General features: G+C 65.0%; 33 protein-coding genes and 1 tRNA gene. 11 read left to right on the forward strand and 23 right to left on the reverse strand.

The features are described 5' to 3' along the window. Positions 1 to 25: 25 nt before the first annotated feature. The 3 genes from clpP to IB259_RS08515 all read right to left on the reverse strand — a co-directional run bounded on the left by clpP (position 26) and on the right by IB259_RS08515 (position 2,919). Complete coding sequence (gene clpP / locus IB259_RS08505; protein ID WP_054456095.1) at positions 26 to 679, reverse strand: ATP-dependent Clp endopeptidase proteolytic subunit ClpP; 654 nt, start codon at positions 677 to 679, stop codon at positions 26 to 28. Between the two features lie 4 nt (positions 680 to 683). Continuing rightward, the gene (gene tig, locus IB259_RS08510; protein ID WP_054456093.1) at positions 684 to 1,994 is read right to left on the reverse strand and encodes a trigger factor; all 1,311 of its coding nucleotides are present in this window, start codon (positions 1,992 to 1,994) and stop codon (positions 684 to 686) included. 169 nt (positions 1,995 to 2,163) lie between these two features. Next, on the reverse strand, positions 2,164 to 2,919 hold the full coding sequence (locus IB259_RS08515; protein WP_054456090.1) for a M48 family metalloprotease: 756 nt from the start codon (positions 2,917 to 2,919) through the stop codon (positions 2,164 to 2,166). Positions 2,920 to 3,178: 259 nt separating this feature from the next. Between IB259_RS08515 and IB259_RS08520 the strand changes: the two genes are divergently transcribed. Continuing rightward, complete coding sequence (locus IB259_RS08520) at positions 3,179 to 3,730, forward strand: TIGR00645 family protein (protein WP_054456088.1); 552 nt, start codon at positions 3,179 to 3,181, stop codon at positions 3,728 to 3,730. Positions 3,731 to 3,850: 120 nt separating this feature from the next. On the opposite strand, the gene IB259_RS08525 is transcribed toward IB259_RS08520, so the two are convergent. The 5 genes from IB259_RS08525 to IB259_RS08545 all read right to left on the reverse strand — a co-directional run bounded on the left by IB259_RS08525 (position 3,851) and on the right by IB259_RS08545 (position 6,571). Further along, on the reverse strand, positions 3,851 to 4,057 hold the full coding sequence (locus IB259_RS08525; protein ID WP_006225311.1) for a cold-shock protein: 207 nt from the start codon (positions 4,055 to 4,057) through the stop codon (positions 3,851 to 3,853). 330 nt (positions 4,058 to 4,387) lie between these two features. After that, positions 4,388 to 4,951 carry a DUF924 family protein gene (locus IB259_RS08530; protein WP_054456086.1) on the reverse strand — a complete coding sequence of 188 codons (564 nt, stop codon included), beginning with the start codon at positions 4,949 to 4,951 and terminating at the stop codon, positions 4,388 to 4,390. Positions 4,952 to 5,179: 228 nt separating this feature from the next. Continuing rightward, positions 5,180 to 5,383: a cold-shock protein gene (locus IB259_RS08535; RefSeq protein WP_006220190.1), complete on the reverse strand. Its 204-nt coding sequence runs from the start codon at positions 5,381 to 5,383 to the stop codon at positions 5,180 to 5,182. A gap of 375 nt (positions 5,384 to 5,758) precedes the next feature. Next, entirely contained in the window at positions 5,759 to 6,079 is a 321-nt protein-coding gene (locus tag IB259_RS08540; RefSeq protein ID WP_054456085.1) for a hypothetical protein, read from the reverse strand. Between the two features lie 93 nt (positions 6,080 to 6,172). Continuing rightward, the gene (locus IB259_RS08545) at positions 6,173 to 6,571 is read right to left on the reverse strand and encodes a hypothetical protein (protein ID WP_192328534.1); all 399 of its coding nucleotides are present in this window, start codon (positions 6,569 to 6,571) and stop codon (positions 6,173 to 6,175) included. A gap of 125 nt (positions 6,572 to 6,696) precedes the next feature. On the opposite strand from IB259_RS08545, the gene IB259_RS08550 reads away from it, so the two are divergent. Further along, the gene (locus tag IB259_RS08550) at positions 6,697 to 6,996 is read left to right on the forward strand and encodes a DUF2513 domain-containing protein (RefSeq protein WP_054456477.1); all 300 of its coding nucleotides are present in this window, start codon (positions 6,697 to 6,699) and stop codon (positions 6,994 to 6,996) included. Between the two features lie 12 nt (positions 6,997 to 7,008). On the opposite strand, the gene IB259_RS08555 is transcribed toward IB259_RS08550, so the two are convergent. The 3 genes from IB259_RS08555 to IB259_RS08565 all read right to left on the reverse strand — a co-directional run bounded on the left by IB259_RS08555 (position 7,009) and on the right by IB259_RS08565 (position 8,919). Next, positions 7,009 to 7,281, reverse strand: coding sequence for a hypothetical protein (locus tag IB259_RS08555; protein ID WP_054456080.1), 273 nt, complete (start codon positions 7,279 to 7,281; stop codon positions 7,009 to 7,011). 69 nt (positions 7,282 to 7,350) lie between these two features. Next, on the reverse strand, positions 7,351 to 7,737 hold the full coding sequence (locus tag IB259_RS08560) for a RidA family protein (protein WP_054456078.1): 387 nt from the start codon (positions 7,735 to 7,737) through the stop codon (positions 7,351 to 7,353). A gap of 24 nt (positions 7,738 to 7,761) precedes the next feature. Then, the gene (locus IB259_RS08565; protein ID WP_054456077.1) at positions 7,762 to 8,919 is read right to left on the reverse strand and encodes a DSD1 family PLP-dependent enzyme; all 1,158 of its coding nucleotides are present in this window, start codon (positions 8,917 to 8,919) and stop codon (positions 7,762 to 7,764) included. A 100-nt stretch (positions 8,920 to 9,019) separates the two neighbouring features. Between IB259_RS08565 and IB259_RS08570 the strand changes: the two genes are divergently transcribed. Beyond that, positions 9,020 to 9,925: a LysR family transcriptional regulator gene (locus IB259_RS08570; RefSeq protein ID WP_054456075.1), complete on the forward strand. Its 906-nt coding sequence runs from the start codon at positions 9,020 to 9,022 to the stop codon at positions 9,923 to 9,925. Here IB259_RS08570 and IB259_RS08575 read toward each other — a convergent pair. Next, the gene (locus IB259_RS08575) at positions 9,922 to 10,320 is read right to left on the reverse strand and encodes a RidA family protein (protein ID WP_054456073.1); all 399 of its coding nucleotides are present in this window, start codon (positions 10,318 to 10,320) and stop codon (positions 9,922 to 9,924) included. The genes IB259_RS08570 and IB259_RS08575 overlap by 4 nt on opposite strands. A 63-nt stretch (positions 10,321 to 10,383) precedes the next feature. Further along, on the reverse strand, positions 10,384 to 11,574 hold the full coding sequence (locus IB259_RS08580) for an MFS transporter (RefSeq protein ID WP_175181415.1): 1,191 nt from the start codon (positions 11,572 to 11,574) through the stop codon (positions 10,384 to 10,386). A 92-nt stretch (positions 11,575 to 11,666) separates the two neighbouring features. On the opposite strand from IB259_RS08580, the gene IB259_RS08585 reads away from it, so the two are divergent. From IB259_RS08585 to IB259_RS30965, 4 genes are all read left to right on the forward strand, one after another. Beyond that, positions 11,667 to 12,251 (forward strand): TetR/AcrR family transcriptional regulator, encoded by a 585-nt coding sequence (locus tag IB259_RS08585; RefSeq protein ID WP_175181416.1) that lies wholly within the window; start codon positions 11,667 to 11,669, stop codon positions 12,249 to 12,251. A gap of 117 nt (positions 12,252 to 12,368) precedes the next feature. Next, positions 12,369 to 13,811, forward strand: a complete 1,443-nt coding sequence (locus tag IB259_RS08590; RefSeq protein WP_119449346.1) for an MFS transporter — start codon at positions 12,369 to 12,371, stop codon at positions 13,809 to 13,811. Between the two features lie 94 nt (positions 13,812 to 13,905). Beyond that, positions 13,906 to 14,214, forward strand: a complete 309-nt coding sequence (locus IB259_RS08595) for a hypothetical protein (RefSeq protein WP_059373681.1) — start codon at positions 13,906 to 13,908, stop codon at positions 14,212 to 14,214. Between the two features lie 339 nt (positions 14,215 to 14,553). Continuing rightward, the gene (locus tag IB259_RS30965; RefSeq protein WP_225590306.1) at positions 14,554 to 14,760 is read left to right on the forward strand and encodes a hypothetical protein; all 207 of its coding nucleotides are present in this window, start codon (positions 14,554 to 14,556) and stop codon (positions 14,758 to 14,760) included. 1 nt (position 14,761) lies between these two features. Here IB259_RS30965 and IB259_RS08605 read toward each other — a convergent pair whose 3' ends face one another. Next, entirely contained in the window at positions 14,762 to 16,411 is a 1,650-nt protein-coding gene (locus IB259_RS08605; protein ID WP_192328535.1) for an intermembrane transport protein PqiB, read from the reverse strand. Between the two features lie 176 nt (positions 16,412 to 16,587). On the opposite strand from IB259_RS08605, the gene IB259_RS08610 reads away from it, so the two are divergent. Beyond that, on the forward strand, positions 16,588 to 17,073 hold the full coding sequence (locus IB259_RS08610; protein ID WP_054456062.1) for a GNAT family N-acetyltransferase: 486 nt from the start codon (positions 16,588 to 16,590) through the stop codon (positions 17,071 to 17,073). Between the two features lie 21 nt (positions 17,074 to 17,094). Here the strand turns inward: IB259_RS08610 and IB259_RS08615 are convergent, their stop codons facing one another. From IB259_RS08615 to IB259_RS08655, 9 genes are all read right to left on the reverse strand, one after another. Further along, the gene (locus IB259_RS08615) at positions 17,095 to 17,403 is read right to left on the reverse strand and encodes a hypothetical protein (protein WP_054456059.1); all 309 of its coding nucleotides are present in this window, start codon (positions 17,401 to 17,403) and stop codon (positions 17,095 to 17,097) included. Positions 17,404 to 17,469: 66 nt separating this feature from the next. Further along, entirely contained in the window at positions 17,470 to 18,327 is an 858-nt protein-coding gene (kdsA, locus tag IB259_RS08620) for a 3-deoxy-8-phosphooctulonate synthase (protein WP_054456057.1), read from the reverse strand. A 93-nt stretch (positions 18,328 to 18,420) separates the two neighbouring features. Continuing rightward, complete coding sequence (locus IB259_RS08625) at positions 18,421 to 18,984, reverse strand: cytochrome b (protein WP_175181419.1); 564 nt, start codon at positions 18,982 to 18,984, stop codon at positions 18,421 to 18,423. A 77-nt stretch (positions 18,985 to 19,061) separates the two neighbouring features. After that, positions 19,062 to 19,751, reverse strand: a complete 690-nt coding sequence (locus IB259_RS08630; RefSeq protein ID WP_054456053.1) for an MgtC/SapB family protein — start codon at positions 19,749 to 19,751, stop codon at positions 19,062 to 19,064. Between the two features lie 51 nt (positions 19,752 to 19,802). Next, complete coding sequence (gene aqpZ / locus IB259_RS08635; protein WP_054456051.1) at positions 19,803 to 20,516, reverse strand: aquaporin Z; 714 nt, start codon at positions 20,514 to 20,516, stop codon at positions 19,803 to 19,805. A 260-nt stretch (positions 20,517 to 20,776) separates the two neighbouring features. Then, positions 20,777 to 21,169, reverse strand: coding sequence for a VOC family protein (locus tag IB259_RS08640; protein WP_125470718.1), 393 nt, complete (start codon positions 21,167 to 21,169; stop codon positions 20,777 to 20,779). Between the two features lie 116 nt (positions 21,170 to 21,285). Next, on the reverse strand, positions 21,286 to 21,615 hold the full coding sequence (locus IB259_RS08645) for a hypothetical protein (RefSeq protein WP_054456047.1): 330 nt from the start codon (positions 21,613 to 21,615) through the stop codon (positions 21,286 to 21,288). 43 nt (positions 21,616 to 21,658) lie between these two features. Further along, complete coding sequence (locus tag IB259_RS08650; protein WP_054456045.1) at positions 21,659 to 21,991, reverse strand: hypothetical protein; 333 nt, start codon at positions 21,989 to 21,991, stop codon at positions 21,659 to 21,661. A gap of 234 nt (positions 21,992 to 22,225) precedes the next feature. Beyond that, a tRNA-Leu gene (locus IB259_RS08655) sits at positions 22,226 to 22,312 on the reverse strand. Between the two features lie 47 nt (positions 22,313 to 22,359). Here IB259_RS08655 and dapC point away from each other — a divergent pair. Genes dapC through dapE form a run of 3 tightly spaced genes read left to right on the forward strand, consistent with a single transcriptional unit; the run spans position 22,360 to position 25,545 of the window. Continuing rightward, a complete protein-coding gene (gene dapC / locus IB259_RS08660; RefSeq protein WP_192328536.1) occupies positions 22,360 to 23,556 on the forward strand; it encodes a succinyldiaminopimelate transaminase in 1,197 nt (398 codons plus the stop codon). 24 nt (positions 23,557 to 23,580) lie between these two features. Further along, positions 23,581 to 24,402: a 2,3,4,5-tetrahydropyridine-2,6-dicarboxylate N-succinyltransferase gene (gene dapD / locus IB259_RS08665; protein WP_013394697.1), complete on the forward strand. Its 822-nt coding sequence runs from the start codon at positions 23,581 to 23,583 to the stop codon at positions 24,400 to 24,402. Continuing rightward, on the forward strand, positions 24,403 to 25,545 hold the full coding sequence (gene dapE, locus IB259_RS08670; protein WP_175213693.1) for a succinyl-diaminopimelate desuccinylase: 1,143 nt from the start codon (positions 24,403 to 24,405) through the stop codon (positions 25,543 to 25,545). It abuts the gene before it with no gap. The last annotated feature ends 7 nt before the right edge of the window (positions 25,546 to 25,552 follow it).

The following is a 25,552-nucleotide window of genomic DNA, read 5'->3' on the forward strand; positions in this document are numbered from 1 at the left end:
CAGCGGGTTCGGGTCAACCGGGAAGTCAGCCTTCCGAGCGGGAGGTCATAACCTTGTCCACCAGTCCATACGATACCGCATCTTCGGCCGACATGAAGTTGTCACGCTCCGTGTCTATGCCGATGCGTTCCATGGTCTGGCCGGTATTGTCGGCCAGGATGCGGTTCAGGCGTTCACGCAGGTCCAGGATCTCGCGAGCCTGGATCTGGATGTCCGAAGCCTGCCCCTGGGCGCCGCCCGAGGGCTGGTGGATCATGATGCGCGAGTTGGGCAGCGTGAAGCGCTTGCCCTTCTTGCCTGCCGCCAGCAGGAACGCGCCCATGCTGGCCGCCAGGCCGGTGCAAAGGGTGGACACGTCCGGCTTGACGAATTGCATGGTGTCAAAGATGGCCATTCCCGCATACACCGACCCGCCGGGCGAGTTGATGTACAGGGAAATGTCCTTGTCAGGATTCTCCGATTCCAGGAACAGCAACTGCGCCACGACCAGGTTGGCCGTTGCGTCATTGACCGGACCCACCAGGAAAATGAGCCGCTCGCGGAGCAGACGCGAATAGATGTCGTAGGCGCGTTCGCCGCGCCCCGACTGCTCGATCACCATGGGAATGTAGCCCAGACCGGTGGGGGTCACCGAAGACCCGCCATTCATTGCCGCATAGAAATCGGTGAATCTCTGCATAGTGTTACGCCATCCCCATCAACTGATCGAAAGGCACCTTCTCTTCGGTGACCTTGGCCTTTTCAAGCACGTGCGCGACGACATTGTCTTCCAGCACGATAGCCTCGATTTCAGCACGACGCTGGCGGTCGGCCAGGTAATAGCTGACAACCTGTGCGGGTTGTTCGTAGTTCTCGGCGAACTCTTCGATACGCGCACGGACTTGTTCGGGCTTGGCTTGCAGCTGGGCTTGCTTGACCAGTTCCGACACCAGCAGGCCCAGGCGCACGCGGCGCTCGGACTCGGTGGCGAAGGCTTCGGCCGGGATCGGCACGGATTCGGCGTTGGGGATGCCGCGCTGCTTCAGCTCTTCGCGGGCGGCGGCGACACGGCCTTGCACGTCGTTGTCGACCAGGGCCTTCGGCACGTCGAACTTGCCGGCTTCGACCAGGGCGTCCATGACGCTGGACTTGGTGCGGCCAGCCGAACGGACCTTGACTTCGCGCTCGATGTTGCTGCGGATGTCGGCCTTCAGCTTTTCGATGTCGCCTTCGGCCTGGCCGAGGGACTTGGCGAATTCGCCGTTCAGTTCGGGCAGCACGCCTTCAGCCACTTCCTTGACGGTGATGGTGAATTCGGCGGTCTTGCCGGCAACTTCCTTGCCCTGGTAGTCATCGGGGAACTTGAGCGGGAAGACCTTGCTTTCGCCAGCCTTCAGGCCGCGGGCGGCTTCTTCGAATTCCGGCAGCATGCGGCCTTGGCCCAGCACGAACGGGAAGGCTTCGGCCTTGCCGCCTTCGAACGGCACGCCGTCGATGGTGCCGGCGAAGTCCAGCGTGACGCGGTCGCCGTCTTGCGAGGCGCGGCCTTCACGGGCTTCGAACGTGGCGCGCTGCTTGCGCAGGACGTCCAGGGTCTGCTGCACTTCGGCGTCGGTGACGGCCGTTTCGTAGCGGGTGACGGCCAGGGCCGACAGATCCGGCACGGCGACTTCGGGGTAGACCTCGAACGTGGCGGTGAACGCCAGCGTGTCGTCGGCAACGCCTTCAGTCTTGGGCTCGAGGTTCGGGGCGCCGGCGACGCGCAGCTTGGCGCCATCGACAGCTTGTTCAAAGGCACGGCCAACTTGGCTATTGATCACGTCGTAGCGGATGCCGGGGCCATGGCTGCGCTCGAGCATGGCGAGCGGAGCTTTGCCCGGACGGAAGCCGGGGACCTTGGCGGTCCGGGCCACGCGCTTCAATTGCGCCTGGACTTCCTTTTCGACGTCGGCCACCGAGACGGCCAGATCAACACGGCGCTCCAGGCCGGAGAGGGTTTCAACCACAGGCTGCATTAAAAGACCTATTTTCCGAGAGATAAAGAGATGACGGGCGGATAAACGGGGCATTTTACCGGAAACTTCCGGTCCCCTGACGCAAAGGGGCGCGAGCACCCGGATAAGTCCGGATACTCGCGCCCCGTTTTCCACCCGGGACGGGAGAATATACGTCAGCCAGAAAGCCTTATTTGGCCTTGGCGATGCGCTCTTCGATGTGCTGCGCGCGCTTGGCCGAGGACGGATGCGAGCTCATCATGTCGCTCTTGCCGCCGTCCAGCTCAGCCAGCTTCTGGAACGCGGTCACCAGGCCGCGGGTGTTCAAGCCCTTGGCCTGCAGCTGGTCGAACGAGTAATCGTCGGCGGCGCTTTCCTGCGACTGCGAGAACTGCGCGTTGATGAACTTCTCGGTCAGGTCGCCCAGTTGCGACGAGCTGAGCGCGGCCACGGTGGCGCCGCCTGCCGCATTGGCGGCATCGCGCGCGGCGGAAACGGTGTAGGCGGTCTGCATCGCCTTCTTGCTGTGGCCCAGCGCGACGTGGCCGATTTCGTGGCCCACCACGCCCATCACCTCATCGTCGGTCATCATGTCCATCAGGCCGCTGTAGACGCGGATGCAGCCGTTGGCCATGGCCCAGGCGTTGACATCCTTGGTGATGTAGACCTTGTAGCTGGCCTTCTGGCCGTTGACCGTGCCGCCCAGTTGCTTGGCGATCTTCTGCAGACGGGCGTCGTACTTGCTGCCGGGAGCGGCGATCTTTTCCTGGGAATCGCTCTGCGCGCAAGCCTTGTCCGACAGGGTCTTGATCTCGGCATCGCTCAGCGTGGCAGCTTGAACGACCTTGCTGCCGGCGCCGACCAGGCCGCCGATGTCCAAAGCCTGGGAGGCGGAGAAAGGGGCGAGCGCAACGCCCAGGGCGGCGACGGTGTAGCGGATCTTCATGGGAACAAACTCCTCTTTACTGGCTCTATGCGAACGAGGCCGCAATTCTATATACGACCAATGCGCACCAAGCGTTTCGCCACACAGTTTCGCAAATGCCAGTTTTCCTTACATAAAACCCGAACAGGATTTGCGCAATCGTGCTAGCGGGTATTCCCTTGGATCAGGGCCTCTCAAAGAAACTGATATCTGCGGCAACGCGGCGTTGATAGAATTGCGCCCGCCATTTTTTCGCATACACCATAGGGCTCGCACCCAAATGATCTCCAACACCCCTCCCCGCCTGGGCCTGCTGCCCAGCCTGATCTTCAGCTCGCGCTGGCTGCAACTGCCCCTGTACCTGGGATTGATCGTCGCGCAAGGCGTCTACGTCATGCTGTTCCTGAAAGAGCTCTGGCACCTGGTGACGCACGCCAGCAGCTTCGGCGAAATGGAGATCATGCTGATCGTGCTGGGCCTAATCGACGTGGTGATGATCTCGAACCTGCTGGTCATGGTGATCGTGGGCGGCTACGAAACCTTCGTGTCCCGCCTGCGCCTGCAAGGCCACCCGGACCAGCCGGAATGGCTCAGCCACGTGAACGCCAGCGTGCTCAAGGTCAAGCTGGCCATGGCCATCATCGGCATCTCCTCGATCCACCTGCTGCGCACCTTCATCGAGGCCGGCACGCTGGGCACGCCCAACGCGCGCTTCTCCGAGGCCGGCGTGATGTGGCAGACCATCATCCACGCCCTCTTCATCCTGTCGGCGCTGGGAATTGCGCTGGTGGACAAGCTGGCCACGCCACCGGCGAACCACGCGAAGCACTGACGCCGGCAAGCGCCCCAGAGGCGCGCCCGCCCGGCAACAAAAAAAGCCCCCGCACATTGCGTGCGGGGGCTTTTTTCTGGGCGGAGCGCCGGGCCGGCCCGGGGCGCTGCCCTGCGAAGGTCAGGCCGCTACCTTGATGTTCTTTGCGCTGGGACCCTTGGGGCCGGTACCGACCTCAAAGGTGACGCGCTGGTTTTCCTGCAGCGACTTGTAGCCTTCGCTGCGGATTTCCGAGTAGTGAGCGAAAAGATCCTTGCTGCCATCATCGGGCATGATGAAACCATAACCCTTTTCGGCGTTGAACCACTTAACGATGCCGGTTGCCATGGAGTGTCCTTGAACCTAGAAAAAGCGATTGCTCGCGGGGCGCCAGATCATCAAGGATGGGAGAGGAAGCAACCGCAGTACCACTGACGGCGACAAGTGAAACGCAGACCGCGTCGCTTGAAAATCTCGCTGAACCCAGTGTATTGGCGAACCCCGAAAAACGTCAAACATCCGCAAATTCAGGAGCACCGCCAAAGCAGCGGAGAGGCAAGGCCGGCGCGGGTTTGACACCGCCAGGCAGGCCAGGAATTTTCAACTTGGCACGCGTAGACACATGCGGATACCTGCTGCCGGAAAGGCGCCTGGACCCACGTGCCGCGCGCGGTGCGCCTACCCCGCAAACCCGCCGGAATCGAGAAACTCCTGCTCCGCCTGCGTAGTTTGCCGGCCCAACGCGGCATTGCGATGGGGAAAGCGCCCGAAGCGCTTGATGATGTCGCGATGCAGGACCGCCCAGCGCAGCGAGTCGGCGTCCAATGGTTCCATCAAGGCCACGGCGCGGTTTTGCGCGGCGAGGTTCTCCGCGTGCTCGAAGGGCAGGTAGAAAAACTGACGCAGTTGCGGGTCCACCCCCAGATCATGGCCGGCCGCGATGGCCCGGTCGGCGAAGTACTGGGCCAAAGGGTCCGTGGCGAACATGTGCGCCGTCCCCCGGTAGGCGTTGCGCGGAAACTGGTCCAACAGGACCATCAGGGCCAAGGCGCCGGTGGCGTCGTCCAGCCACGCATCCAACTGGCGCGCGGCCGCAGCCATGTGGGCAGCCTCGAAACGGGCGCGGAAGGCTGCGTCGAAGTCCGCGCTCTTGTTGAACCACTGTTGCGGGCCGGCATCGCGCCAGAACGCCACCACCTCGTGGGGCTGCGGAACGATTTGCGTGGCGGGGGTAGAAGTCATGAGCGCGCATATCCTGAAGTCGAAAGCAAGGCCGACAATAACAGAGACGCGCACCATATTAGGATCCATACACCGAATGAATGAATCGGGTGTGACTTGGAAACCTGAATAACGCACTCTAGGGATTACCCTGAGATTACAAGCGCAGCGATACTTTCCATGTTTAGGAACGCTGCGGCAGAAAACAAAAAAGCCCCACGAGGGGGCTTCTATCGAAAACTCAGACCCTTACAGGACCTGGATCTTCGTAGCTTGCGGGCCCTTGGGGCCGTTGGCCGTCACAAAGCTGACGCGCTGGTTCTCTTCCAGAGACTTGAAGCCCGAGCCCTGAATTTCGGAGAAGTGAGCGAACAGATCCTTACCACCCGCTTCCGGAGTGATGAAGCCATAGCCCTTTTCCGAGTTGAACCACTTAACGACGCCGGTTTCCATACTGTATTTCCTAGAGATAATGGGCAAATGCCCGGAGGTCACGAATCAATCAAGGAGGGGACAGTAGAACAATAACGCTGAGCCGGAAAAGGCACGGCACTGAACGAAAATCGCAACGCTTGTGATCGTGTGCCGACACTATCGTTAGGTTCCCCTCACAAGTCAACATAATCCTAAAAAATGCGTGCCAATAATGCAACAAAGAGAAACTGCACGCGGATTCCACACATTTTCATAGGCAATAAGAAGTCCTGCATAGGTGTTTACACCCACGCATCATAAAAAAACAATCTAGGCTTATATAAATGCCGCCTGCCCGCGTACGAGGATTTCTTCATACGCCGTTCGGGCTAGCACTTTGGTTTGCCGCCAGGCTTACTCGTCGATAGGTAAACCCAACAGATCGAGCGCCGCGCCGAAAGCATCGGGACCCGAGCAAAGGAAAACCGCCACGTCGCCGGGATTCATATTCTCCAGGACTTGGTCGATCTGTTCTTGCGCATTATCAACATTGTCGACACTAGAGGCGTGTATGTCAGCCCCTGCTTCGACTTTTTCACGCGGCACGATGTCTGCGATCGCATTGAGATCCGCCACGCCTTCCAGGACGTAGACGCTGATGCTCTCGCCATCCAGCGTGGTGTGCAGCTCGACGCCGCCCGCTACGTCGGCAACCTGCCGACTTACTATTTCCATGATCACTCTTCCTTGACTTGCGGGCGCTGCCCGCCTGGGCACGCACCTTGCAGGTGCACTCGCACGCCCAGGCGCGACTATAACAGCCTTGGGCTAATGCTTCTTGACAGTAGGACCAAGCGACTGCCGCGCGGCGCCGGAGGTGGCGGCAACGGGACGGGTCCGCACCCCGGCATCGGCCAGAACCCGGACCAGCGGCTTCTGCGCCGCCAGGAAGCGGTCCTTCTCCTCGCCGGCAAGCTTGCAGACGAACATCTGGGCCAGGAGCTGCGTACGGCGGGCCTTGCGGTTACCGGCCTCCTGGGCCAGCCAGTCGCCGACCCACGCCGCCGCCGCATCCGCATCGCCCTGCAGCTTGATATGGCCAAGCAGATCGAACACGGTCACGCCTTCGATGCGGCCGTCCTCGCTGCGCGTGAGAAAGAGCTTGGCGGCCTGGCCCGTGTAGCCGGGGATCAGCGCGAGGCAATCGCGCTCTGCGGGTTTCTTCATGGAATCTGCATGTATCGGTTATCGAGAACCCTGGACTGTAACCCGGCTGCGGCCCCTGTCGCGTCGCGGCAATGGATCTCTGCTATCGTCGGCCTGTCTTTTACCCCCAATGAATGGTGGACAACATGCAACGCGATTTCGACCTGGTCGTCACTATCCTGGGCGCCCTGCGCGACGCCCCCGGCCCCAACCTGAGCACGCACGACATCAAGAACGTGGCCCTGGCGCCGCATCCCGAAGAGCAAGGCCTGCAACTGATTGCGCATCACCTCGACCTGCTGGAAGACGCGGGTCTGGTCAAGCAGATCAGCGAGACGGCGGCCACTGCGGGCGCGACGCGCTGGCGCATCACCTGGAAGGGCTACGACGCCCTGGAACAGGATGAAGAAGACGAAGACGACGAAGATTTCGACGCCGAAGAATAAGGCGCGAAGCGCTCAGCGGCGCAAGAGTATGCGCCGCGTGAGCAGCGATGCGGCGGCGCCGATCACCAGGCTGAACATGAAGGCGGCGATCGACAGCATCGCCGACAGTTCGCTGAAGCCGCCGTGGCGGGACAGCAGGAACACCGCCACGCCCACCGCCGCGGCCAGCGCGACAACCCCCAGCAGCACCCGCTTGACGGAGCCCAGGCGCCCGCATAGCGAGCCGCCTGCCAGCGCCGCCGCCACCATAGCGGCCATGGACCAGAACAGGTATTCGTACTGCATGCGGACGGTCTCCCCGAAGGTATTGAGGCGCAGGCATTATAGGCGTCCGCCTGCGCGGTCCGCCGCGGGCTAGGCGACGGCGACCACGCTGATCTCCACCTGGGCGCCGTAGTGCAGCTCGCGGGTGGGCACAATGGCCCGCGCGGGCCGGTGAGCGCCGAAGCACTCCTCGTAGACTTGGTTGACCTCGTCCCAAAGCGCCACGTCCGGGATGTACACGGTCACGCTGGCGACCGCGGCAAGCGACGCGCCGGCCGCTTCGAGTATGGCGCGAACACTGCGCAGCGCTTCCCGGGTCTGGGCCGCGGCGCCATCGGCCAGCGCTGGTCGCGCGCCCGGCGCAGCGGGCGGCAGGAAGCCCAATTGCCCCGAAACGAATATGAAACCGTTGGCGCGGACCGCCTGCGAATAATGGCCCGCGGGCGGCGTGGCCCGATTCGTATGGATGAGATCCATGCATGCCTCCTCGTGAAAGGCGGCTTACCAGCCGCGAAAGCGTTCCCAATGCGCCACCACCCCGGACGAATCCGGACGCACGACCTCGTAGGCATCATGCTGCGCGCAGGTGGCGCAGGCGTGATTGGGCACGATGCGCAGCTTCGCCCCCAGCGGCAGCTCGGGCAAGGCCGCGCCGCTGCCAGGACGCACCTTGATGATGCCCTGCTCCTGGTTGGTCTCGGCCAGCAGCAAGTCGGGGTAGACCGTACCGCTGGCGTCGCACACCAGGCCGTACAGTTGGTCCACCCGCTGCTTGGCCGTGCCCCGGTCGCGCGACATGGCCATCCATCCGGCATCCACCAGGATCCAGCCCTTGTCCGGCTGATGGCCGATCACGGTCGTCAACACCGTGGCGGCGATGTCGTCGACCGTACACACGCCCAGCCCGGCCATCACCAGATCGAAGAATACATATACGCCCGCGCGCACTTCGGTCACGCCATCGAGCTTGCGGGCGAAATGCGCGGTGGGGGTGGATCCCACGCTGACCACGGGACATGGCAGGCCAGCCTGGCGGATCGCCTCGGCGCAACTCACGGCCGCCACGCGCTCCTGCTCGGCCATGTCGGCAATGGCGTCGACGCTATCGCAGCCGTACGACTCGCCGGCGTGCGTCATGACGCCGCGCAGGCACGCGCCGTCCTCATGCAGGACGCGCGCAATCGCCAGCAACTGTGCCGTATTACCCGGCTGCACCCCGGCGCGATGGCCGTCGCAGTCGATCTCGATCAGTGCCGGGATGGCGTCGCCAGCATCCCTCCCCCGCTGGGCGACGGCGCGCGCCGCTTCGAGGCTGTCCACCACCACGGTGAGATCCACGCCGCGGCGGCGCAGCGCCAGCACGCGGTCCAGCTTTGCTGGCGACACGCCCACGGCGTACAGCAGGTCGGTGACGCCGGCAGCCGCGAACTGTTCGGCCTCCTGCAGCGTGGACACGGCGGCCGGCCCCTGGGGTGTAGACATGAGCCGGCGCGCGACATCTATCGATTTGGGCGTCTTCAGGTGCGGACGCAGTTGCACCCCGTGCCCGGCCATCAGCGCATTCAGACGATCGATGTTGCGCATCATGCGCGTCTCGTCGAGCAGCAGGCACGGGGTATCCAGGGTCTCGAGGGAGGAAGGCGTGGCGTTCTGGTTCATGGCGTTCTCGGCATGGCGTATCGGGGAATGGCTGAAGTATGGCGCGGCGGCGGTTCCGCGTGTTTAATCTAGACTTAATCATCCATTAATCCATGCCTGCATGATTACGACCGAAGACCTGCGTTTCTTCCTTAGCCTGGCCGCCACCCGCTCGCTGGCCGAAGCGGCGCGCGCGCTGGATGTCACGCCGCCCGCAGTCACCCAAAGACTGCATACGCTGGAAAAACGGCTGGGGGTCAGGCTGGTCAACCGTTCGGGACGCGGCACCGCGCTGACCGACGAAGGCAGGCTGCTGGCGCTGCGGGCGGAACAGATCTGCGGCGAACTGGGCGACCTGGCCGACGAACTGGCAGGCCGCAGGGGCGTGGTGGCAGGCCATCTGCGCGTGGTCGCGCCGCTAGGATTCGGGCAGCGCTACATCGCTGGGTTGGTCGCCGAGTTCCGCAGCCAAAGCGCGGACGTGACCGCCAGCCTGACGCTATCCGACGGGCCGCCGCGGCTGGCTTCCGATGACTGGGATGTGATGGTTCACATCGGCGAGCTGCGCGATTCGACATTGGTCGCGTACCCGCTGGCGCCCAATCGCCGGATCCTGTGCGCGGCGCCCTCCTACCTGGCGCGCCACGGCGCTCCTGCCAAGCCCGAGGACCTGCGCGGGCACGACTGCATCGCGCTGCGCGAGAACGATGAAGACGTGACCTTGTGGCGCTTCAAGCATGGACGCGGCCCGGCCGTGGGGGTGCGCGTGGCGCCGGTGCTGTCCAGCAATGCCGGGGAAACCGCCGTGGAGTGGGCCCTGGCCGGGCACGGCATCATCGTGCGCTCGGAATGGGATGTGGCCACGCATCTGCAGGCGCGCGCGCTGGTGCCGCTGCTGCCCGGCTGGACCTTGCCGTCGGCCGACGTGGTGGCCCTGGTGAAATCGCGCCAGGAACTGCCCGCGCGCACGGCCGGCTTTCTGGCGCATCTGCGCGCCGCCTTTGCAACGGCGCCCTGGCGCGCCTAGTCGAGCATGGCCTCGGCCTCGATCTCGATCAGCCATTCCGGCAGCGACAGGCCGCTGACGATGATCCACGATGAGGGCGGAGGATCTTTCTTGAAGCGGTCGCGCAGCGCCTGCGCAATGACTTCCTGATCCTCCCTGGCCGTTTCGCAGATGTAGATGCGCAGCATGATCACCTGCGCCAAAGTGCCGCCGGCCGCAGCCAGCACGCGCTCGACATTGTCCAGCGCGGCTTCGGTCTGCTCCTGCAGGCCCGGCCCCGCCGTACGCTCGTTGATGTCGACGCCAACCTGGCCGGACAGCAGCATGCGGCGCTGCCCCGTGACGATGACGGCCTGGCTGAATCCATACTGGACGGTGTTGAACACGGTGTCGGGATTGACGACTGTTCTGGACATGCGGTTCTCCTTGCGGCGCGCCTGGTGAGGGCGCCGGACTCCCCATTCTATCGGCCGGCCTGGTCAGGCGCCGGCGCGACCGGCCACGGGACTGCGTCCCACCGGCATGGCGGCCAGCAGCACGATGGCGCCCGCCCCTACCGCCGTCCAGAATCCCGCGCCCACGCCGTAGTGGTCGACCACCCAGCCCGCCAGCGCCGCGCCCGCCGCGACGCCCGCACCCAGGCCAGTCACCAGCCACGTCAGGCCTTCCGTCAGGCGATGGCCAGGCACGCTGCTTTCCACCAGCGCCATCGCGATGATCATGGTCGGCGCGAACGACAGGCCGGCCAGCAGCACGCCCAGCACCAGGGTCAGCAGATCGTTCACCAGCAGCAGCGGAACCGTGGTGAACGCCGTGACCGCCGCCGCGACCACCAGCAGGCGGGCCAGCGGCATCTGGAACTTCAGTACGCCGAACACCAGGCCGGCCACGCAGGAACCCAGGGCATAGGCCGACAGCACCAGGCTGGCGCCGGCCGGCATGCCCTGCTGCCGGGCAAAGGCGACGCTCAGGACGTCGATGGTGCCGACGATGACGCCCATGGCGGCCATCATCGCCAGCAGGGACCGCATCGGCGGCATGCGCAACACCGACGCCTGACGCCCTTCCTGCGTAAACCGCACGGCAGGCGCCGTGGCCCGCTGCAGCACGAAGGCCGTGACGCCCACCGCGAGCAGTAGCGCCGCGAACAAGGGGCCAGCCTGAGGAAAGAACAGCGCGCTCAGCCCGACGGCCAGCGGCGGACCGACGATGAAGCTCAGCTCGTCGGCCACGGACTCCAGCGCGTAGGCGGTGCGCAACTGCGGCTGGTCCCTGAATATCTCGGTCCAGCGCGCGCGTATCATCGCCGGCATGCTGGGCAAGGCGCCAGCCAGCGCGGCGAAGACAAACAGGGTCCACTCGGGCGCATTCCATTGCACGCAGGCCGCCAGGCCAACCAGCCCCGCGACGCACAGGCCCGCGGCTACCGGCAGCACCCTGCCCTGGCCATGGCGGTCCACCAGGCGGGAAATCCGCGGCGCCAGCAAGGCCGTGGCCAGCGCAAACGTGGCGGCGACGGCGCCCGCCAACGCGTAGGACCCGCGCACCTCGGACAGCATGGTGATGATGCCGATGCCAATCATGGGCAAAGGCAGGCGGGCGATGGCGCCGGCCAGGACAAAACCCAGTGCGCCGGGCGCCTGGAACAACTCGCGATACGGATTCGACACCGGAAACCTTTGATTGCCATGGACAGCGGCATCGTATTCACATACGATGCGTATGTCAATTTACATACGTATCGTATGTGCATGGAGAGAGCATGACGCGTTCCCGCGCCGAGATGATCGAAGCCACCCGCGCGAAACTGTTGGCCACGGCCCGGCAAGCCTTCCGCGATGTCGGCTATGCGGCCACGTCCATGGACGACTTCACGGCGGCGGCGGGGTTGACCCGGGGCGCCCTGTACCACCACTTCGGCGACAAGAAGGGCCTGCTCGCCGCCGTGGTCGAACAGATCGACGGCGAAATGGACCAGCGCCTGGCGGCCATCGCAGCGCAGGCGCCCGATGCCTGGTCCGCCTTGCAGGGACGCTGCCGCGCGTATCTGCAGATGGCGGCCGAAACCGAGATCCGGCGCATCGTGCTGCAAGATGCACGGGCGGTGCTGGGCGGGGCGGCGGACGGCTCGCAGCAACACTGCATTGCTTCCCTCGCCGCGCTGTTGCAGACGATGATGGATCAGGACCTGATCGAAGCCGCCGCGCCGCAGGCGCTGGCGCGGCTGATCAACGGCAGCCTGGTCGAAAGTGCCTTCTGGATCGCGCAGGACGCCGAGGACGGCCCGCGTCTGGCGCAGGCCTTGCAGGCGCTGGACCTGCTGTTGCGCGGCTTGCTCAAGCGCTGACCGCCGCCGCGGCGAGGACTGCAGCGCTCGTACACAGCGTTTGCTGTTGCACGCCGGCATGCGTATTATCCAATAAACATCTTGTTTAAATAATTTTTCTCGAAGGCGGAAGACCGCGTGAGCACCGGCACAACCCATGTTTCAAGCGCGTCCTGGGCAGATCTGCTGCACGGGACAAATGCCCTGCGCTCGATCGCGCTGGCGGGCGGGGTGGCGCTGCACGCCATCAACGTCTACATCGTCACCACCATCCTGCCCAGCGTCATCAAGGACATCGGCGGCTTGGAGTATTACGCCTGGAACACCACACTGTTCGTCGTGACCTCCATCGTCGGGTCGGCGCTGTCGGCCAGACTGATCGAAACGCTGGGGCCGCGCGCGGCCTACCTGCTCGCCGTCGCGGTGTTCACCGCAGGTTCCGTGGTGTGCGCGCTGGCGCCGAGCATGCCGGCGCTGCTGGCCGGACGCAGCATCCAGGGCTTGGGTGGCGGCATCCTGTTTGCGCTCAGCTATGCCCTGATCCGCCTGGTATTCGAGGCGCCGCTCTGGTCGCGCGCAATGGCCCTGGTGTCCGGCATGTGGGGCGTCGCTACCCTGTGCGGCCCCGCCATCGGCGGCGTCTTCGCCCAGACCGGGCACTGGCGGCTGGCGTTCTGGGCCTTGTTGCCCGTGGCCGCCGCCCTGGCGGCGATCGTGGCCCTCAAGGTAGGCGGCAAGGAATCGGTTCCGGCCTCGCGGCCAAGCCCGCTGCCCGTGACCACGCTGGGCCTGCTGGTGGCCAGTGTGCTGGCGATCACGCTGGCCAGCCTGTCGACGGACCTGCGCTGGAATCTGGCGGGCATCGCCGCCGGACTGGCGATCGCCGCGCTGATCGCGGCGGTGGACCAGCGCGCCGCAAAGCGGCTGCTGCCGACCGGCGCCTACTCGATAGCCACGCCGCTGGGCGCGCTGTACGCGGTGATGTGCCTGGTGGTAGCGGCTATCACCACCGAAATCTTCGTGCCGTATTTCCTGCAGGTCATCCATGGCATGACACCGCTGGCGGCCGGCTACATGACGGCGGCCATGGCGGCGGGCTGGACCTTGGCCGCCATGCCCAGCGCCACCCGCAGCGGCCCGGCGGCGAATTTCCTGGTGCGCCTGAGTCCCATGGTGATCCTGGCCGCGCTGGCCGCCCTGGCCTATATGACGCCGCGCACGGCGCAACTGCAGTCCTACCCGGGGCTGGCGCTCTATGTGCTGGCGCTGGCCGGCGTGGGCTTCGGCATCGGCCTGAGCTGGCCGCACCTGCTGACGCGCATATTCACCGCGGCGCCTGCCGGCGAAGAAACCTTGACATCTTCGTCCATCACGACGGTGCAGCTTTACGCGACGGCATTGACGGCGGCGCTGGCCGGCGTCATCACCAATAGCGCAGGCCTGGCGGATCCCGGGGGCGTCGCGGGCGCACAGCATGCGGCGCAATGGCTGTTTGCTGCATTCGCGCTGGCGCCGGCCGGCGCCCTGCTGCTGCTCGGGCGCATCACGCGCAGCCATGCGCAGGACGCCATCCAGCAATAGCAGCCAGCCGGGCCCGCCAATTTCCGCCAAAGGCGGTATGGATGGCCCGGGCCGCTTTTGCTACGCTGGACGCTATCTGCAAGGGGTCCTGGCCATGATCAACAGAATCCGCGTGCTGACCGTCCAGCCGTCGTCGTTCTCGGCGCGTTTCGCGTTCCTGGGTATCGCCCTGCGCTGGACTCTGGGCGCAACGCCCCGCCCCAGCCGGCTGCTGATCGGGCCGCACGACCTCGAACCGGTAGGCTCCGAGGCAGCCTTCTGGCAATTCGCCTTGCGGCATGCCGCGACCGGCCGGTCCTTCCTGGTGACGCGCGGCGACCGCTGGGACCTGGCGGCGTCCGTGGACGGCGACGAAGTGCGGGCTTTCGGCCGCAAGTTCGCTTTGCGACAATGCCTGTTCTGATTCGGCCGGCGCGGACGCCTCGCGCGCCCGCCTGCACTGAAAGGAACAGCCATCTCAACGCCCGACACCACCGTCATCCATCTCAACGGCCCGATCAACAGCGGTAAATCCACGGTCGGCGCAGCGCTGGCCGGCCTGCTGCCCGCTGCACGCTTCATCGACGGCGACGATCACGACGCCCCCAGCCATCTGCCATACACCGAGCAATGGGCGCTGGCGCTGGCCCGCCTCACCAGGCTGATCGCCGAGGCGCAGGAGCGTTATCTGGTCATCGCCTACCCTTTGGAGCAGGATAGCTACGAGCAAATCCTGGCTGCGTGCCGGCAACGCGGCGCGTGCTTGCGCGTAGTGACCCTGGCCCCCACGCTTGCGGCCGCGCAATCGGACAGAGGCGGACGGGTATTGACCGATTGGGAGCGGGAGCGCGTCGCGCAGATGTACCGCGAAGGCTATGCCACGCGTCCGTTCAGCGACCTGGTGCTGGACACTTCAGGCACGGATGCGCAAACCAGCGCCCGCCAGATCGCGCAGTGGCTCGCGGCCTAGCCTAGCGCGCCGGCTGGCGCTGATACTGGGCATCGGGAGCGCGGCCGCGCAGCAACGACTCCGGATGCGCTTGCAGATAGTCCGACAGTTCCCGCAGCGACCGGGCCGCCCGCGACAGTTCCTGCAAGACTGCATTGGCATTGACCGGCAGGCCGGCGTCCGGATTCAACACCCCGCCCACGGCAGCCAAGGACTTGCTGGCCTGGCGCAGCATGGCTTGCGCCTCGGGCGCCAGGCGGGTATCGAGCCGCTTCATCAGGCTGGAAGTGGCGCGCAGCAATTGGCCCAGATCGGCGCCCAGGCCTTCGAACGGCACCCTGTCCAGCTTGGTGAGGAGACTGTTGATCTGCTGCTGCAACTGATCCAGGTTGTTCGGCACGGTAGGAATGAAGGGATCCTCTTCCATCTTGAACGTCACCGGCTTGGCGTCGGGGAACACCGCCAAGGCGACATATAGCTGCCCGGTCAGCAGATTGCCGATACGCAGTTGCGCGCGCAGGCCCTGCTGGATCAAAGCGGCCAGCAGCTTGCCGCTGGGATGCTGCAGCGTCGAACCCGAGTATTCCTTGATTTCCTCGACCGTCTGCGCGCCCAGGCGTTCGGGGTAGACGGTGGCTCCGACCAGCGCATAGAACTGCTTGATCGCCGGATCGAACTCCAGACGGATCGAGTCCACCTGGCCGATGGACGCGCCATACGCGTCGATGGGCGCGCCGACCACCAGCCCCCGGACCGACTGGTCAAAGCGCATGCGGATGTGCAGCGGCGTGCCATCGGGTTGTGCGCGGGCCGCGCCTTCAGACGAGAAGATGGTGAACTCGGCATCGGCCTTGGCCGCCACATGCGCATGCTGCTCGACGGTGTCGAACGCAACGCCCCCCACGATCACGGACAGCAGCGACTGCGAGCGCACCTGCAGGCCGCGCGCATCAACGCTGAAATCCACGCCGCTGGCATTCCAGAAGCGCGTGGCGCTGTTGACGAAGTCGTCATTGGGCGCGTCGATGAAAACCTGCACGTTGACGCCTTCCCCGCTGCTGTCCAGATGGTAGGCGACCACCTCGCCCACCGCGATGCGGCGGAAGTAGACGGGTGAACCTATGTCCAGCGAACCCAGGTCGTGGGCTTTGAGGGTGAAGCGCTTGCCGGCGCGGTCCTGCTGCACCTCGGGCGGCGTCTCCAGGCCGACGAAGCTGTACTTGGTGGCGCGAGTTTCGGTTTCCTGGCGGAACTGGTCGGACGGGTCCACGCCTATGTAGGCGCCGGAGAACAGGGTGCTCAGGCCCGATACGCCGCTCAGGGTCAGCCTGGGCCGGACCACCCAGAACATCGTCCCTTCCTGCAGCAGGCTGCCGGCGTCCTTGTTGATGCGCACGGTCGCGACGATACCGGAACGGTCCGAGTTCAAGGCCACGCGTTCGACCACGCCGACAACGACTTCCTTGTAACGGACCTGGGTCTTGCCGGCCTCCAGCCCTTCGGCGGTCTGGAAGCTGATGGTGGCGGTGGGGCCGGCTTCCATCCAGACGCGTACGACCAGCGCCAGTCCGCCCACGGCTGCGATGAGAGGCACCAGCCAGATCCAGGACAGGCGACGCCTTTTACGGCTTGCGGCAGGCGTGCTGGCAACGGCGGACCCAGATTCAGGCATGGGAGATGTCCCCTGTTGTACGCATTGGACTCGAGGGCAGAACGCTTTCAAGAATCGCGCCCGCAGGGTCAGCGCGCAAGTAAGGGTATTCCCGGAATGGACGCGCTGGCCAAAAATGCGCGCCGCCCGATTCACGGGTAGGATAAGGCCCCCAAAAGCAGCAGCAGGAAGTACCCGTGACTATCGAAATTCGCCCCGCCGTCGCCTCGGACGCGGCCCAGATCCATGCCTTCATCACCGAGCTGGCCGTGTACGAACGCGCCGCCCATGAAGTGATCGCCAGCCCCGCGGACGTCGAGCGCACCCTGTTCGCCGAGAACGCGCCGGCCAAGGCCCTGATGTGCCTACTGGACGGCAAACCCATCGGCTACGCCGTCTACTTCTACAGCTACTCGACCTGGCTGGGCAAGAACGGCATCTATCTGGAAGACCTGTACGTCACGCCGGAGCAGCGCGGCATCGGCGCGGGCCGCGATCTGTTGCGCCATCTGGCGCAAGAGGCGGTGGCCAATGGCTGCGGCCGCCTGGAATGGAGCGTGCTGGACTGGAACACGCCCGCCATCGATTTCTACAAGTCGATCGGCGCGCTGCCGCAGGATGAATGGGTGCGCTACCGGATGGCCGGAGACGCCCTGCTCAATTTCGCGCAGGGCCGGCGCTAGGCGCCTGCCGGGCTGTCCGCATCAAAATTCGGGCAGGTCGAAGAGCGTGTACAAGGTCGAGCTGGGAACCGGCGCGGACGCGAGGTGTTCGCGTCCGTCGTCATCCACCAGCACGCGCACCGGCCGCAACGCCACGCTCATGCCGTCCTGGCTGATGGCGGTTTCGACTTCCACGCCGTCCTTGATGGCCTCGATGACCTCGGATGCCGCCGCCGTCACCGGCTCGGTGACCCAGCCGGGGACGCCGCGTTCTGCCTGGCCCCAGCGCACATAGGCCACGTGCCCGCTGACGGGCTCTTTTCGAACGGCGACGATCACATACAAAGACATCCAGGCCTCCCCAATGTTTGGCCCGGATCGTATAACAACTTTGCGCAGCCGTTATGACCGCGGGATTCAGGGTTCGATGTCGATAGGGGCAAAGGACTTCACCAGGTCGTCCAGCATCTTCAACTGGGTCAGGAAGGGCTCCAGCTTGTCCAGCGGCAAGGCGCTGGGACCGTCGCACTTCGCGTTCTTGGGATCGGGGTGAGCTTCCAGGAACAGGCCGGCCAACCCCACGGCCATGCCCGCGCGCGCCAGTTCGGCCACCTGCTCGCGGCGGCCGCCCGATGCCGCATCCAGCGCCGAGCGCTGCTGCAAGGCATGCGTGACGTCGAAAATGAGCGGCCGGTTGCCGGACACTTTCTTCATCACGCCAAACCCTAGCATGTCTACAACCAGATTGTCATAGCCGAAGCAGGTACCGCGGTCGCATAGGATGAGCTTGTCGTTGCCGGCCTCGGTGAACTTCTCGACGATGTTCAGCATCTGGGTCGGGCTGAGGAACTGCGGCTTCTTGATGTTGATGATGCGCTGCGTCTTGGCCAACGCCACCACCAGGTCCGTTTGCCGCGCCAGGAAGGCCGGCAGTTGCAGGATGTCGACGACCTCGGCCACGGTCGCGGCCTGCCAGGGTTCGTGCACGTCGGTAATGACGGGCACGCCGAATTCCTTCTTGACCGCCTCGAAGATCTTCATGCCCTCTTCCAGGCCCGGGCCGCGATAGGAATGGATGGACGAGCGGTTGGCCTTGTCGAAGGAAGCCTTGAACACATACGGGATGCCCAGCTTGCGGGTGACGCGCTGGTATTCCTCGCAGGCGCGCAGCGCCAGTTCCTTGGATTCCAGCACGTTGATGCCGCCGAACAGCACGAAGGGGCGATCGTTCGCGCAGCTGATCGAGGAGGAGATAAACACTTCAGGGGCGGTCATGATGGGTACATCCTGTGGAAGTAAGGCAGTGATAGTGCGTAATGTACAACCTGCCCGGCCCGGCTTTCACGTCCCGCCCTTGCCGCGCGCTTCTCAGCGGCTGGAGAGCATGCGGCGCAGCACGCCATCACGCAGGACATAGTGGTGGAACAAGCCGGCCAGGGCATGGAGCAGCGCCAGCACGATGATGCACCAGGCCACGGTGTTGTGCAGTCCGCCGATGAAGCGGCGCTGCTCGTGGTCGATGGCGATCAGCGTGGGCACGTCGAACAGGCCGAAGAAGGCGAACGGCTCACCCTGCGCCCAGCGGAACAGAAAGCCCAGCACGATCTGCGCCGCCATCAACAGGTACAGCAATCCGTGTACGCCCGTACTAGCCGTGCGCAGCCAGCCCGTGGCGGCCGGCGGCAGGCGCCTGCCCGCGCTCACGCGCCAGATGGCGCGCAACACGAACACGGCGGCAAACAGCAGGCCGAACGAAATATGCAGGTGCTGCAGCAGGCGCCGCGTGGGCGTGCCGCGCGGCAGGAATTCCCAGATTTCGGCCAGCGCGAACAGGCCCACCACCAGCGCCGCCGTCAGCCAGTGAAACGCGATGCTGACGCGGTCATAGTGCACCACGCCGGCGGGCCCGGCAGGAGGAATCGTTGTCGTCACGGAATACGCTCATCTTCTTGGAATGGGTGTGCAAGCGTATTGAGATCGGACTTACGGCGTCCTGATTCGGGCCGGCTTCAGGCGTTGCCGGTGTCGGAGGTCCACCTGGCCGAGTAGGTCTGCGGCAGCAGGCTGAGGCTGCCCACCAGTTGCTCCACCCGCTCGTCTTCCTGGCGCATGGAATAGACCACCGCAGTCACTTCGGAGCGGCCGCCGTCGCGCTGCTGGCTTTCCACGCCGCGCAGGCGCAGGCTGTGCTTGCCCAGGGCGTTCAGCAATTCCGCCCGCACCATGGCTTCGTCCGTGGAGGCGCAGGTCAAGGCGATGTTGTAGTAACGCTCTTCGGTTTCCGCATCGGGCACGTAGCGGTCCATCAGCCTGGCGCCGCGCCGCAGCAGCACATTGGTGACCAGGATCAGCGCCGTGACCGCGCTGGCTTCGGCCTGGAAGCCATAGCCGGCAAGTACCCCTACGGCGCCGGTAGCCCAGATGGTGGCCGCGGCGCTCAGGCCGCGTATGGTCAGGCCGTCGCGCATGATCAGGCCCGCACCCAGAAAGCCTATGCCGGTCACGACCTGGCTGCCCAGGCGCATGTCGTTGCCGGCGTCCAGCAGCGCCGGCAAGGCGGTATAGGCGGCCGCGCCCAGCGAGACCAGCGCATGCGTGACCACGCCGGCATAGTTCTGCCGCCATTGGCGCTCGGCGCCGATGGCGGCGCCAAGCAGCATGGCCAGCACAAGATTGATGGCGATTGAAAATTCGTTCATGGGACCAGGATCAGAGACTTGGCCCCATTATCGCCCGGTGCAGCGCCTGGCTCAGCTACGCTCCTGCGCGGGATCGCTGACCAGCCGGTAGGCGATGGCGCCGACGATCGCCCCGACGATGGGCGCGACCCAGAACAGCCACAGCTGCTCCAACGCCCAGCCGCCCACGAACAGCGCCGGGCCGGTGGAACGGGCCGGATTGACCGAGGTGTTCGTCACCGGAATGCTGATCAGGTGGATGAGCGTCAGCGCCAGTCCGATAGGAATCGCCGCGAAGCCGGCCGGCGCGCGCTTGCTGGTCGCCCCCAGGATCACGAAGATGAAGCCAGCGGTCAGCACGACTTCCGTCACCAGGGCGGACACCATCGAGTACTTGCCCGGCGAATAGGCCCCGTAGCCGTTGGCCGCGAAATGGCTGCCCTTCAGATCGAAACCCAGCTTGCCGCTGGCGATGCAGGCCAGCACCGCAGCGGCCACAATCGCGCCCAGGACCTGGGCAATGACGTAAGGCAGGATTTCCTTGGCGGGAAAACGGCCGCCCGCCACCAGGCCCACCGTGACGGCCGGGTTGAAATGCCCGCCGGAAATATGGCCGACCGCGAACGCCATGGTCAGCACGGTCAGGCCGAAGGCCAGCGCCACGCCTGCGAAACCGATGCCCAGTTCCGGGAAACCGGCGGCCAGCACAGCGGCGCCGCAGCCCCCCAATACCAGCCAGAACGTGCCAAAGAACTCCGCGCCGCAACGCTTGGAAAGCGGATACATGTCGACTCCCGAAAAACGAAAATGCCACGGTATCGCGGGGCGGCGACGGCAACTTCAAAGCAATGTAAATTCTTGACAATTCTTGAGCGCAGCCGGACGCGGACACCCCTGCCGCAACCAAGGTAACGGCGTAGGGCGGACTCGGGGATCGGCCGGACCGGCTAGACGGAAAGATGCACGCCGCACGGACACCGATGATGCGGGCCGCAGCGGCAGCGTCTCCGAGCGCTTGGTCTCGGCCGCGGCGACGAGCGGCGTGCCTAGCCCTGCATGGGAGTGCAAAGCTCCACCAGCGTGCCGTCCGGACAACGCACATAGGACACGACCTGCCCCCACGGCTTGGAGACAGGCGCGCTCATTTCCGTGGCGCCCGCCGCAAGCGCGCGGGCGTGCGCCGCGGCCAGGTCGTCCGTCACGAAAGCCACTTCCATGCCCAACGGCTCGGCCGACGCCGAAGCCGCAACATGGCCGCCGCCGAAATTGGCGTCGGCCAGTTCATGCGCCGCGAACGACAGCGTGGTTTCGCCGGTGTCCAGTTCGCCGTAAGTCTGGGACTCGTGCAGAAAACGCCTGGCGAAACCGAATGCCTGTTCAAAAAAGGACAGCGATGCGGCGACGTCCGGTACGTAGATGATGGTGTATCCGAATTTCATGGTTCGTCCTGATCGTGGGAAATGGCGCTTTTGCAGGTGCATGCGCCGGAGGCATGATGGGATTGAACCAAATTACTGTTTATTTATCCAGTAAATTATGAAGTACCAAACCTCTCCTACGCCGCCTCTTGGTGCAGCCCGCCGCTGGACCACCGGTCCACGTCGCGGATCAGATACAGCAGGAACTTGGTGTACGCCACGTCCAGCGCCTGCACCCAGGCGGAGTTGTCGTGGCGGGCGCAGGACGCGCGGATGGCGCAATCCAGCGTTTCCGCCAGATGGCTGACCGTGGTCCCGGACATCCGGAAGCAGATCGGCGCCTGGCAGGAATGCCGGTGGGCATGGCGCAGCGCGCTGTCGCGCGCCTGCGCCGTGGCGTGCGCATCGGCCACGTCCCGCAGCAAGCGGTTCAGGATTTCGCACCAGTCGGCCAACAGCTCATGCACGGCTCACCTCTCAGGGAACACGTCTGCGTCAGGAATCGGAGTACTAGGCGGGGGCGTGCAGCACCGTCACCAGCACGGTCGCGTCGCGCACGGCCTGCAGCGCGTGCGGTTCGTGCGCGGCCAACGCGACGAGCTGGTTTTCGCGCAACTGGCGCACGCCATCGCGCAATGCCAAGCTCACCTCTCCGGCGATGCAATGAATGGTGATTTCGCCCGCCACGGCATGTTGCGGCAGGCCCTTGCCGGCGGGCAGCGCCAATTGCAGCAGTTGCATATGCGCCGTCTTCATCAGGCTGACGCTGACGGCCTCCCCGTGTTCGCGATGCGGGGTGCGTATATCGATGACATCCAGAAATGCAGCGTGCTTGAGCGCCATGGAAGGCTCTCCTTATCGTGCTGTGTACGGGGCTGTTTGAGAGGCTGTTGCGATGCCGGCCAGCGGCAAGCCTCCACCGAAGAGCGCGAAGATATATCAAAAATGCGCTTTCGGCACGGGAGGTTATCCCTAAGCGCAAGGGCGCGCCGGCAAAGGAAAAGCCCCAAGGCATTCAATGCCTTGGGGCTTGCGGGACACTGGTGGCATGAAGCCGGATCAGTGCCTGAATAAGGTTGGTGCGAAGGAGGGGACTCGAACCCCTACACCTGTTACGGCGTCAGGACCTAAACCTGGTGCGTCTACCAATTTCGCCACCTTCGCTATAGGCCAAGCCCGCTATTGTAGCTTGCTTGTTAAAATCTTGCGTCATGAATCCGCGCCTCGATGCCCTACACCCCTATCCGTTCGAAAAACTGCGCGCTTTGCTGGCTTCGGCCAGCCAGCAGCCGGACGGTCTGACGCCCATCAATCTGTCGATCGGCGAGCCCAAACACGCCGCGCCCGCGCGCGTCGAACAGGCCATCCGCGACAGCCTCGCGGGCCTGTCCGTGTACCCGTCCACCAAGGGCGACCCGGCGCTGCGCCGGGCGATCTCGGAGTGGCTGGCGCGGCGCTACAGCATCCCTGCCCCGGATCCGGAAACGCAGGTGCTGCCGGCGCTGGGCTCGCGCGAGGCGCTGTTCGCGTTCACGCAGACCGTCATCGACCCGGCCGCAGGCTCGGTGGTGATCTGCCCCAATCCGTTCTACCAGATCTACGAAGGCGCGGCGCTTCTGGCCGGCGCCACGCCCTACTTCGTCAACGCCGATCCGGTGCGCAGTTTCGCCAGCGACTGGAACCAGGTGCCGGACGAAATCTGGAAGAAGACGCGCATGGTGTTCGTCTGCTCGCCGGGCAACCCGGCCGGCAACGTCATGTCGCTGGACGAATGGAAAACGCTGTTCGAACTGTCCGACCGCCACGGCTTCGTGATCGTCTCCGACGAGTGCTATTCGGAAATCTACCTGGACGAAGGCAACCCGCCGCTGGGCGGCCTTCAGGCCGCGCGCCGCCTGGGCCGCGACACCTACCGCAACCTGGTGGCGTTCTCCAGCCTGTCCAAGCGTTCCAACGTGCCCGGCCTGCGTTCGGGCTTCGTGGCGGGCGACGCCGCGCTGATCGGCCGCTTCCTGCTGTATCGCACGTATCATGGCAGCGCCATGAGCCCCATCGTGTCGGCGGCCAGCAGCGCCGCCTGGACGGACGAGGCGCACGTGAAGGACAACCGGCGCCTGTACCGCGAAAAATTCGACGCCGTCGTGCCCATCCTCCAGAAGGTGCTGGACGTGTCCCGGCCGCAGGCTTCGTTCTACCTGTGGGCTGCCACGCCCGGTTCGGATACGGCGTTCGCGCGCGACCTTTTTGGCCGTACTGGTGTTACCGTGCTGCCGGGCAGTTTCCTGGCACGCGAGGCGCATGGCGTGAATCCCGGCCAGGGCCGCATCCGCATTGCTCTGGTGGCGCCCTTGGCTGACTGCGTACAGGCAGCCGAGCGCATCGCCCATTTTGTGCATACTTCCGTTTGATCAACCTTTAAAAGCTGAGCCGCTATGACTCTCGACCTGCAGACCACCATCGAAAAAGCCTGGGACGACCGGGCCAACCTGTCGCCCACCGACGCCAGCGCCGAAGTGCGCGAAGCGGTCGAGCGCACCATCGACGGCCTGGACCTGGGCCGCCTGCGCGTGGCCGAGAAAATCAACGACGACTGGGTCGTGCATCAGTGGATCAAGAAGGCCGTGCTGCTGTCGTTCCGCCTGAACGACAACGCCATCATGGGCCAGGCTCCGCTGCAGTTCTACGACAAGGTGCCGCTCAAGTTCTCGGAATACGGCGACAACGCCTTCAAGCAGGGCGGCTACCGCGTGGTGCCGCCGGCCGTTGCCCGCCGCGGCGCCTACCTGGCCCGCAACGTGGTGCTGATGCCCTCCTACGTGAACATCGGCGCCTACGTCGACGAAGGCACCATGGTCGACACCTGGGCCACCGTCGGCTCCTGCGCCCAGATCGGCAAGAACGTTCACCTGTCCGGCGGCGTGGGCATCGGCGGCGTGCTGGAACCGCTGCAAGCCAACCCGACCATCATCGAAGACAACTGCTTCATCGGCGCCCGCTCCGAAGTCGTGGAAGGCGTGATCGTCGAAGAGAACTCGGTGCTGGCCATGGGCGTGTTCCTGTCGCAAAGCACCAAGATCTATGACCGCGCCACCGGCAAGATCACGTACGGCCGCGTGCCCTCGGGTTCGGTCGTGGTCCCGGGTTCGCTGCCTTCGGCCGACGGTTCGCACAGCCTGGCCTGCGCGGTCATCGTCAAGCGCGTCGACGCGCAGACCCGCGCCAAGACCAGCATCAACGATCTGCTGAGGGCTTAAATGAGCACGACGGCTGTACTGGATCTGGTCAAGGACCTGATCGCCCGCCCTTCGGTCACGCCGGCCGATGAAGACTGCCAGGCGACGCTGGCCGCGCGCCTGGAGCGCATCGGCTTCGCCTGCGAGACCATCGCACAGGGCGGTGTCACCAATCTGTGGGCGCGCCGCGGCAACGCGGCGCCGCTGACCGTGTTCGCCGGTCACACGGACGTGGTGCCTCCGGGTCCGCGCGAGAAGTGGGAAAGCGATCCCTTCGTTCCCACCGAGCGCGATGGCTACCTGTACGGCCGCGGGGCAGCCGACATGAAAAGCTCGATCGCCGCCTTCGTGGTGGCGGCCGAGGAATTCGTGGCGGCCCACCCGCAGCATGGCGGCTCGATCGCCCTGCTGATCACCTCTGACGAAGAAGGCCCGTCCATCGACGGCACCGCCATCGTCTGCGACGCGCTGAAGGCGCGCGGCGAACAGATGGACTACTGCATCGTCGGCGAGCCCACTTCGGGCGACGTGCTGGGCGACACCTGCAAGAACGGCCGCCGCGGCTCGCTGTCGGGCAAGCTCACGGTCAAGGGCATCCAGGGCCATGTGGCCTACCCGCACCTGGCGCGCAACCCCGTGCACCAGCTGGCGCCGGCCCTGGCCGACATCGTCAGCATCGAATGGGACCAGGGCAACGAGTACTTTCCGCCCACCACGTTCCAGGTGTCGAACCTGAACTCGGGCACCGGCGCCACCAACGTGGTGCCGGGCGAGGCGGTGGCGCTGTTCAACTTCCGTTTCTCCACCGCCAGCACGCCGGAAAGCCTGCAGGCGCGAGTACATGAAGTGCTGGACCGCCATGGCCTGGAGTACACGCTGGACTGGGAGCTGGGCGGCGAGCCCTTCCTGACGCCGCGCGGCTCGCTGACGGACGCGCTGGTCTCGGCCATCCGCGACGAAACCGGCGTGACGGCAGAACTCTCCACCACTGGCGGCACGTCCGATGGCCGCTTCATCGCCAAGATCTGCCCGCAAGTCATCGAATTCGGTCCCTGCAACGCCACGATCCACAAGGTCAACGAACGCATCGAATTGGCCTCGCTGGATCCGTTGAAGAACATTTATCGGCGCACGCTGGAAAACCTCCTGCTGCCGCCCAAGTAAAAGCCTC

The sequence above is a fragment of the Achromobacter sp. ACM04 genome (assembly GCF_014851465.1).
Classification (GTDB): domain Bacteria; phylum Pseudomonadota; class Gammaproteobacteria; order Burkholderiales; family Burkholderiaceae_B; genus Achromobacter; species Achromobacter aegrifaciens.

Coding starts and splice junctions, on each gene's coding strand:
- IB259_RS08650 (WP_054456045.1), bottom strand. CDS start 21,991: ATGGCGCTCAAGCACGCTGCATTTCTGGATGTCATCGATATACGCACC.
- IB259_RS08545 (WP_192328534.1), bottom strand. CDS start 6,571: ATGAAGAAACCCGCAGAGCGCGATTGCCTCGCGCTGATCCCCGGCTAC.
- IB259_RS08575 (WP_054456073.1), bottom strand. CDS start 10,320: ATGTCCAGAACAGTCGTCAATCCCGACACCGTGTTCAACACCGTCCAG.
- IB259_RS08535 (WP_006220190.1), bottom strand. CDS start 5,383: ATGGAAACCGGCGTCGTTAAGTGGTTCAACTCGGAAAAGGGCTATGGC.
- clpP (WP_054456095.1), bottom strand. CDS start 679: ATGCAGAGATTCACCGATTTCTATGCGGCAATGAATGGCGGGTCTTCG.
- IB259_RS08515 (WP_054456090.1), bottom strand. CDS start 2,919: ATGAAGATCCGCTACACCGTCGCCGCCCTGGGCGTTGCGCTCGCCCCT.
- IB259_RS08640 (WP_125470718.1), bottom strand. CDS start 21,169: ATGAAATTCGGATACACCATCATCTACGTACCGGACGTCGCCGCATCG.
- tig (WP_054456093.1), bottom strand. CDS start 1,994: ATGCAGCCTGTGGTTGAAACCCTCTCCGGCCTGGAGCGCCGTGTTGAT.
- IB259_RS08595 (WP_059373681.1), top strand. CDS start 13,906: ATGATCAACAGAATCCGCGTGCTGACCGTCCAGCCGTCGTCGTTCTCG.
- IB259_RS08565 (WP_054456077.1), bottom strand. CDS start 8,919: ATGAACCAGAACGCCACGCCTTCCTCCCTCGAGACCCTGGATACCCCG.
- IB259_RS08550 (WP_054456477.1), top strand. CDS start 6,697: ATGCAACGCGATTTCGACCTGGTCGTCACTATCCTGGGCGCCCTGCGC.
- dapC (WP_192328536.1), top strand. CDS start 22,360: ATGAATCCGCGCCTCGATGCCCTACACCCCTATCCGTTCGAAAAACTG.
- IB259_RS08615 (WP_054456059.1), bottom strand. CDS start 17,403: ATGTCTTTGTATGTGATCGTCGCCGTTCGAAAAGAGCCCGTCAGCGGG.
- IB259_RS08630 (WP_054456053.1), bottom strand. CDS start 19,751: ATGAACGAATTTTCAATCGCCATCAATCTTGTGCTGGCCATGCTGCTT.
- IB259_RS08585 (WP_175181416.1), top strand. CDS start 11,667: ATGACGCGTTCCCGCGCCGAGATGATCGAAGCCACCCGCGCGAAACTG.
- kdsA (WP_054456057.1), bottom strand. CDS start 18,327: ATGACCGCCCCTGAAGTGTTTATCTCCTCCTCGATCAGCTGCGCGAAC.
- IB259_RS08560 (WP_054456078.1), bottom strand. CDS start 7,737: ATGGATCTCATCCATACGAATCGGGCCACGCCGCCCGCGGGCCATTAT.
- IB259_RS08555 (WP_054456080.1), bottom strand. CDS start 7,281: ATGCAGTACGAATACCTGTTCTGGTCCATGGCCGCTATGGTGGCGGCG.
- IB259_RS08530 (WP_054456086.1), bottom strand. CDS start 4,951: ATGACTTCTACCCCCGCCACGCAAATCGTTCCGCAGCCCCACGAGGTG.
- IB259_RS08540 (WP_054456085.1), bottom strand. CDS start 6,079: ATGGAAATAGTAAGTCGGCAGGTTGCCGACGTAGCGGGCGGCGTCGAG.
- dapD (WP_013394697.1), top strand. CDS start 23,581: ATGACTCTCGACCTGCAGACCACCATCGAAAAAGCCTGGGACGACCGG.
- IB259_RS08525 (WP_006225311.1), bottom strand. CDS start 4,057: ATGGCAACCGGCATCGTTAAGTGGTTCAACGCCGAAAAGGGTTATGGT.
- dapE (WP_175213693.1), top strand. CDS start 24,403: ATGAGCACGACGGCTGTACTGGATCTGGTCAAGGACCTGATCGCCCGC.
- aqpZ (WP_054456051.1), bottom strand. CDS start 20,516: ATGTATCCGCTTTCCAAGCGTTGCGGCGCGGAGTTCTTTGGCACGTTC.
- IB259_RS08520 (WP_054456088.1), top strand. CDS start 3,179: ATGATCTCCAACACCCCTCCCCGCCTGGGCCTGCTGCCCAGCCTGATC.
- IB259_RS08605 (WP_192328535.1), bottom strand. CDS start 16,411: ATGCCTGAATCTGGGTCCGCCGTTGCCAGCACGCCTGCCGCAAGCCGT.
- IB259_RS08570 (WP_054456075.1), top strand. CDS start 9,020: ATGATTACGACCGAAGACCTGCGTTTCTTCCTTAGCCTGGCCGCCACC.